This window comes from Stieleria sp. (assembly GCF_041595215.1).
Lineage (GTDB): Bacteria > Planctomycetota > Planctomycetia > Pirellulales > Pirellulaceae > Stieleria > Stieleria magnilauensis.
Genome location: NZ_JBFHKV010000462.1, coordinates 1 through 6,198 on the forward strand (window position 1 = coordinate 1; position 6,198 = coordinate 6,198).

Here is a 6,198-nt window from a genome sequence, read left to right on the forward strand (position 1 = left end):
GGCGACGAGTCCTCTGCCAAGATGCCGACTACAGAGGACTCGTCGCCTCGTCCACTACCCGCGCGGCGATGCCCCTACCAGGGCGCTCGGATGTAGTAGTAACCGAACTGGTCGGTGTGACTGGGCCACGCCGGCGTTGGTCGGAACGCCCCCCGCGGGCCGGCGCCGATGCCCGGTGCGTTACGCCCGTATTGGGAATTGATCGGGTACATCAAGTTCTGCCCCACACCCCACGAGTACGTTTGACGCATGTTGGCTGTCGGCGGAACGACAACCGCCAAGGGTTGGCCCCAGCTTTGGTGATAGTAGCCGCCATGCCACGGATGGCTGACCGGGGGGCTCTTTTGAAACAGCCCCGGCCCCGCGGCGGTCGCGTCGGATTGCGAGGCAATCGGAAGGGTCGCCAGGCACGCGACGAGTACGAACAGCGTACGCATGAGTTTGATCTCGGTGGGTGGAAGTGAAACGTGCCGGTTCAGAACCGGCGTTAAATTCAGCGCGGCAACCGCAACTTGTTCCAGTACAGATTGCTGATCGCTTGCTTGACCGGCGGATAGGAATAATGCACTTTCGTGCGATTGATGCCACGTCCGTTGTCGTAGTAGTTGTGGTAACGGTTGGTGTGCTTGTACAGAAATTCGTGCGGGTACAGCGGCTGGTACGTGTTGAACGTGTGCCCGACGAATGCCGGTACGGGGACCGGCGAGACGTACATCTGGGCGTTGGACGTGTTGCAATTGCCACCGGAGTAGAAATTGTAAAACAGATCCGAGTGGTCGTACTTGCGGTCTTCACAGACGGCGAAATCGCCACCGCCGTAGGCGCCGCGGAGTTTCCCCAGCACACCGCCACCACCAGCACCGCCACCAACGACGATGCCACTGTCACCGCTCGTGTAGACGCCGCCTTGGCAATTCACACAGCCGCTGTCGCTGATCGTGGCCGAAGCCAGATCGCCGATGTAGCCGCCCGAGGCCGGCAGCGCGGTATCGCTGACGACCTGGCTGGAGACGATAAAGGATTCGCCTTGCGCCATGGCGTTACCGGCCGAAGCGACGAGTGCCAGCACCGCGACGGCGCCGTAAAATTGTTTTGTCAATCGAAGTTTCATCCGGTGGTTCCTCCGAACCCTTGTTTTCAGCCATTGATTCCGTTCTCGCCCGACCCCCGGATGCGATCCGCCGCCATTCCCTCTCGGCGGTAGCAGACCACCCCAATCGGGATCCCCCGAAGGCGGCCGGCCGGATGCGGGCATTTCTTCTTCACACGGTTTGTTGTTTCGGCGGGATTGCCCACTGGGCGATAGTTCGGCGCGTGGCGCTGGCGATTTCGGATCATTTCGGAGCACCGCTAACACCGGCGTCGACTGCATTTGCCATTCGACCCGGCCAACCGCTAAAGTCTGCCGCCACTGCCTGTCTAGAATTTTCACCGTCTCTACCCTAACTTGGGCAAATCGGCGCGACCCTGCGACCGATGGAGAAGGTGAAGAACGCACCGTATCAATTTGTGTAAAAGGATCCCTATCGCGTGGCAAAACGACGTCCCCGCAAGCAATCGGAAAAGAACGGCAAATCGTTGTTTGACGCCGTCGAGGAATCGCTCCTGACGGCGGTCCCGCTGCGCCAGGCGGCTCAGGAACGCTACCTCAATTATTCCCTGTCGGTGATCACCAGTCGGGCGTTGCCGGACGTCCGCGACGGACTCAAACCCGTCCAGCGACGCATCCTCTACACGATGCACCAACAGGGGCTCTCCAGCACCGCCAAGCACCGCAAGTGTGCCAAAGTCGTCGGGGACGTGATGGGTAACTATCACCCCCACGGCGACAGCTCGATCTACGAGGCGCTGGTCCGCATGGCCCAGCCCTTCGCCATGCGGATGCCGCTGGTCGACGGCAGCGGCAACTTCGGCAGCGTCGACGGCGACAACGCCGCGGCGATGCGTTACACCGAGTGCCGCATGACGCCCGTCGCCGGCGAAGTGCTGACCGATCTGGCCACCCGCACCGTCGCCTACAAGGCCAACTACGACGGCAGCCGCGAAGAACCCGTCGTCCTGCCCAGCCGCCTGCCCAACCTGCTGCTCAACGGCGCCACCGGCATCGCCGTCGGGATGGCCACCAACATCCCGCCACACAACCTCCGCGAGATCTGCAACGCATTGCTGAAGCTGTTGCGCGATCCGGAAATCAAAGACTACCAACTGGTCGCCAACGATGCCGTCCAAGCACCGGACTTTCCCACCGGCGGCCAAATCATCAACACCAAGGAAGAACTGCGCGAGATCTATCAGACCGGCCAGGGCACGATCAAGCTGCGCGGCACCATCAAACAAGGCACCAAGGATCGCGGCGGAAAGGTCATTCAAATCGACTCGATCCCCTACAGCGTCAACAAGGCGCTGTTGGTCGAACGCATCAGCGAACTCGTCTTCGACGGCAAACTGCCACTGGTCACCGAAGTCCGGGATCTGTCGACCGATGAAATCCGCATCGACCTGCTGCTCAAGAAAGACGCCGACGAAAAGAAGGTGCTGGCGTTTCTCTACAAGCACACCGATTTCCAAAAGAACTTCAACGTCAATCTGACCTGTCTGGTTCCCACCGAAAACCCCGAACTGGGAACGCCCGAGCGACTCTCTCTCAAAGAAATGCTCTGGCACTTCCTGCACTTCCGCTTGGAAGTCGTCACCCGTCGCCTGGAAAACGAACTGGCGTCACTGGAGCGGCGGATCCACATCCTGGAAGGTTTCGCGCTGATCTTCGACGCGCTCGATCAGATCATCAAGATCATTCGCCAGTCGGACGGCAAAGCCGACGCGGCCGAAAAAATCATGAAACGGTTTCCGGCCAGCAAAGGTGGCTTGGACGCCGAGCAGACCGACGCGATCCTGGAACTGAAACTGTATCGCTTGGCGCGTCTGGAAATCAATCTGATCCTGGATGAACTCAAAGACAAAAAGAAACGCGCCCAACAGATCCGTAAACTGCTCAACGAAGACACCAAGGACACCAACGCCTCGGGCCGCTGGAAAATCGTCCGCGAAGAAATCGAGGGGCTGATCACGACCTACGCAAGCGACGCGGCTAGCCGTCGTCGGACCGAGATCAATGCCGTCGAAGTCGAAGTCGAGTATTCGGTCGAAGACTTTATCGTCGCCGAAAACTGCCACGTCCTGGTCACCACCGACGGCTGGGTGAAACGGCAAAAACAAATCGTCGATCCCTCCAAGAGTCGACTCCGCCAAGGCGATTCGGTGCTCGCCTGCATCGCCGGCAGCACCCGCGCCACCCTCGGTCTGTTCTCGTCCCTGGGGGTTTGCTACACGACCCGTTTCATCGACATCCCCGCTTCGACGGGCTTCGGAGAACCGATCCAAAAGCTGTTCAAGATGAAGGACGGCGAACGCATCATCGCAGCGATCTCGTTCGACCCGCGTTGCATCGGCAAGATTCACGAAGACCCCAAGCACCCCGATTACTGTCCCGAAATCCACGCCTTCGCCGCCTCGAGCAACGGCTTTGCTCTGCGTTTCGGACTGGCCCCGTTTGCCGAACCGTCGACCCGCAGCGGGCGCCGGTACGCCCGCGTCACCGGCGACGCCGCCATCATCGACGTGATCCCGATCAGCGGCAGCGAAATCATTCTGGCCGTCTCGGAAAACTGTCGCGCGATCGTGTGTGAATCCGAAGAAGTCAATTATCTCTCCGGAGCCGGAAAAGGCGTCACCCTGATCCGATTGGCCAGCGGTGATCGCCTGCTCGGATTCAAAGCCAGCAGCGGCGACCGTGACCTGTTGACCATCGAAACCAACCGCGGCGCACGCAAAACCGTCTCCACCGCCAAGTACCGCGTCACCAGTCGCGGTGGCAAAGGCGTCGAGCTGCAAAAGAACGGCAAGATCGCCAAGATCATCTCGCCGCCCATCGCCGCCCCCACGCCCTTCGACGACGATTGACGCCCCACCTCCCTGTCTCCTTGTCTCCCCGCCTCCCTGTCTCGATCATCCATGACAGCAATCGCCACGAAATCGAACTACAACGCCGACGCCATCGTCGCACTCGAAGGCCTGGACCCGGTCCGGAAGCGTCCGGGCATGTACATCGGGGGCGTTGGCACCGCGGGGCTGCACCATCTGATCTGGGAAATCGTCGACAACTCGGTTGACGAAGCGATGAACGGCCACGCCAGTGAGATCGTGGTCACGCTTCACAAAGATGGTCAAACCATTTCGGTCGCCGACAACGGCCGCGGCATCCCGGTCGACAAGCACCCCAAGACGAAAAAGCCCGCGCTCGAAATGGTGCTGACGATTCTGCACGCCGGCGGCAAATTCGAAGGCCAGAACTACAAGACCGCCGGCGGTCTGCACGGCGTCGGGGCGTCGGTGGTCAACGCGCTCAGCAAAGAACTGACGGCGGTGGTTCGTCGCGACGGCGCGCAGTACAAGATGGAATTCCAACGCGGCAAGCCGACGTCGAAACTTAAGAAACTCAAGGGCGCCATCCGCGGCAGCGGGACGACGATCACGTTCACCCCCGACCCGCAGATCTTTCCCAAGACGACGTTCGATTCGACGTTGATTCGCGCCCGCCTGGAAACGGCCAGCTTCTTGCACCGTGGCGTCAAAGTCACCTACGTCGATGAAGTCGCCAAGACCAAAGAATCGTTCGTTCACGAACAAGGCATCGTCGACTTTCTCAACAAAGTCCTGAAGGAACGAAAGGCGCGTCCGATCCACGCGACTCCCTTCAGCCATTCGGTCGACGACGACATGCGATTCGAAGTCGTCTTGCAGTGGACCGAATCGACCGACGAACACGTCCGCAGCTACGTCAATGGAATCCCGACCGGCAGCGGCGGAACCCATGAAAACGGTTTCCGTGGCGGGCTGAACAAGGCCGTGCGAAACTACATCGACACCCACAATCTGACGCCGCGTGGCGTCAAGATCACCCACGAAGACATCCGCGAAGGAATGGTGGGGATCATTTCAGTCTTCGTCAGCGAGCCGCAATTCCAGGGTCAAACCAAAGACCGCTTGAACAACCCGGAAGTCCAGACGTCCGTCGAAGCTGCGGTGCGCGGCGAAATCGAACAATGGATGAACAGCAATCGATCCATCGCCGACTCGATCGTCGCACGGATCATCGCCGCCGCCCGCGCCCGTGCCGCCTCCCGAGCCGCGTCCGAAGCCGTCTCACGCAAGGGCGGTGCGAAACGAACGATGCTGCCGGGCAAACTGAGCGATTGTCTGTCCAGCGGAAAGATGGAGTCCGAGCTGTTTATCGTCGAAGGTGATTCCGCCGGTGGTAGCGCGAAACAAGGCCGCGATCGAAACTATCAAGCCATCCTTCCGCTCCGCGGAAAAGTCCTGAACACCGAAAGCGCGACGCTGAAGAAGATTCTGGACAACAAAGAAATCCAAGACATGGTCGCGTCACTCGGTTGCGGGATCGGCCCCAAGATGGACATCGGCGGTCTCCGCTACGGCCGCATCATCCTGTTGGCCGATGCCGATTCCGATGGACACCACATCACGACGTTGCTGTTGACGTTCTTCTATCGCCATATGCCACAGTTAATTTCCGACGGGCGTCTATTCATCGCCGTCCCGCCGCTGTATCGAATCGACTTGGGCAAGGAAACCTACTGGGCCAAAGACGACGCCCATCGCGAAGAAATCTTGAAGAAGCATGGCGGACGGGCCAAACCGGAAATCACGCGTTTCAAAGGACTCGGCGAAATGATGCCCAAAGTCCTCTGGCAAACCACGCTCAACCCCGCCCAACGTCAACTGCTGCGGGTGGAAGTCGACGACCAACTGGAAACCGACCGCGTGATCAGCGACCTGATGGGGCGCGATGCATCAGCCCGGTTCCGGTTCATCATGGACCGCGCCGCAGACGCCGAAGTGGATGTTTAGGTGCGGCTGCGTTGGTGGCAAAACAATGGTGGCAAAACAATAACAGCACCGAAGTCGTCGACAGACGCTCCCCACTTTATCGTTTTGCCCCTATCGTTTTGCCCCTCAATCTCCAACTCGGGACTGAGAGAACAACGGTTTGATGGCTCAAGCTTCCAACTTGACAGCCAACCGCAACAACTCCACCACCGCTTCGGCGGCTTCGTTGCCTTTGTTGCCGACCGTTCCGCCGCTGCGCTGCAGCGCTTGTTCGAGCGTGTTGCAGGTCAA

At 59.8% G+C, this 6,198-nt stretch carries 5 protein-coding genes; 2 read left to right on the forward strand and 3 right to left on the reverse strand.

What is annotated here, in order from left to right:
• Nucleotides 1–74: 74 nt before the first annotated feature.
• Both ABX749_RS17825 and ABX749_RS17830 read right to left on the reverse strand, forming a co-directional pair.
• Nucleotides 75–437 (reverse strand): hypothetical protein, encoded by a 363-nt coding sequence (locus tag ABX749_RS17825; RefSeq protein ID WP_372897151.1) that lies wholly within the window; start codon nt 435–437, stop codon nt 75–77.
• A gap of 56 nt (nt 438–493) precedes the next feature.
• The gene (locus ABX749_RS17830) at nt 494–1,111 is read right to left on the reverse strand and encodes a hypothetical protein (protein WP_372897152.1); all 618 of its coding nucleotides are present in this window, start codon (nt 1,109–1,111) and stop codon (nt 494–496) included.
• A 419-nt stretch (nt 1,112–1,530) separates the two neighbouring features.
• Between ABX749_RS17830 and ABX749_RS17835 the strand changes: the two genes are divergently transcribed.
• Together ABX749_RS17835 and ABX749_RS17840 are read left to right on the forward strand one after the other, a co-directional pair.
• Nucleotides 1,531–3,960, forward strand: a complete 2,430-nt coding sequence (locus ABX749_RS17835) for a DNA topoisomerase (ATP-hydrolyzing) subunit A (protein ID WP_372897153.1) — start codon at nt 1,531–1,533, stop codon at nt 3,958–3,960.
• A 51-nt stretch (nt 3,961–4,011) separates the two neighbouring features.
• Nucleotides 4,012–5,928, forward strand: a complete 1,917-nt coding sequence (locus tag ABX749_RS17840; RefSeq protein WP_372897154.1) for a type IIA DNA topoisomerase subunit B — start codon at nt 4,012–4,014, stop codon at nt 5,926–5,928.
• 147 nt (nt 5,929–6,075) lie between these two features.
• On the opposite strand, the gene ABX749_RS17845 is transcribed toward ABX749_RS17840, so the two are convergent.
• Nucleotides 6,076–6,198 (reverse strand): 6,7-dimethyl-8-ribityllumazine synthase (locus ABX749_RS17845; RefSeq protein ID WP_372897155.1); only part of this gene is annotated, 123 nt, incomplete at its 5' end.

Coding starts and splice junctions, on each gene's coding strand:
- ABX749_RS17830 (WP_372897152.1), bottom strand. CDS start 1,111: ATGAAACTTCGATTGACAAAACAATTTTACGGCGCCGTCGCGGTGCTG.
- ABX749_RS17825 (WP_372897151.1), bottom strand. CDS start 437: ATGCGTACGCTGTTCGTACTCGTCGCGTGCCTGGCGACCCTTCCGATT.
- ABX749_RS17840 (WP_372897154.1), top strand. CDS start 4,012: ATGACAGCAATCGCCACGAAATCGAACTACAACGCCGACGCCATCGTC.